This is a genomic window from Streptomyces sp. Ru72 (assembly GCF_002920635.1).
GTDB lineage: Bacteria > Actinomycetota > Actinomycetes > Streptomycetales > Streptomycetaceae > Streptomyces.
On sequence record NZ_PQSR01000245.1, the window covers coordinates 1 to 833 of the forward strand.

Annotated in this window: 1 protein-coding gene; it reads left to right on the plus strand. The window is 68.2% G+C overall.

What is annotated here, in order from left to right; translation table 11 throughout:
- A partial coding sequence (locus tag C3488_RS39715) for an NUDIX domain-containing protein (RefSeq protein WP_103845642.1) occupies window positions 1-756 on the plus strand: 756 nt, incomplete at its 5' end.
- Window positions 757-833 lie beyond the last annotated feature (77 nt).

An 833-nucleotide genomic window follows, 5' to 3' on the forward strand; every position in this document is an offset into this window, starting at 1 on the left:
TGGGAGGAAGCCGGACTCGTGCTGCCGGTTCTCGAGCCCTTCCGAATGGAGTACGCGGTGGGCCTCGACGGGTCGACCGTGCCCATCCAGGTCTTCGTGGCCCGTTGGAACGGCGATCCTGAGGGTCTTCACCTCACCGAAGGGATCATGCTGCGCTGGTTCGCTCCGGAGATCATGACGCGTCTGCGGATGAGCCCGTCGACTCTCAACCTGGTGCGCGACCACGCTATGCGGCAGCCCGCCAGCTCGCAGAGCACCGTACCGGATCCTGCTGCCCTGCATCCGGTCCGGCGGCCTGTTCCGAGCACAGAAGGTGGAACCGTCCTCAACGTGGTCGGGATCCATCTGTACCTTGAGAACGCGCAGGGCGAGGTCCTGTTGGGCCTGCGGCACCCCGACTGCGCGTACGCCGGCGAGACATGGCACTTCCTGGCCGGGCATTGTGAGCAGGAGAGCGCCATCGCGTGCCTCATGCGTGAGGCGTACGAGGAAGCGGGCCTGCTGATTCACCCCGAGGACGCCGAGCTCGTGCACACGGTGCACCTCTGCGACGTTCCGGGTACCCAGCCGCGTCTGCAACTGGTGTTCCGCGTACGGCGGTGGGAGGGACAGCCGGTGATCCGCGAGCGCGACAAGTGTCTGGCCTGGCGCTGGTGGAGCCCGGGTGCCTTGCCGGAGCCGATCGTGGCCTACACCCGAACGGCTATCGAACGCCTCCGCGAGGGTCACCGGTACACCGAGATGGGGTGGGCATGAGCCCTGACCGTTGGGCCGCCGGCTCGGAGCAGTCCGTGAAGCGTGCCGCCGCCGCGCGGGCGGCGATGGTCGCCCGG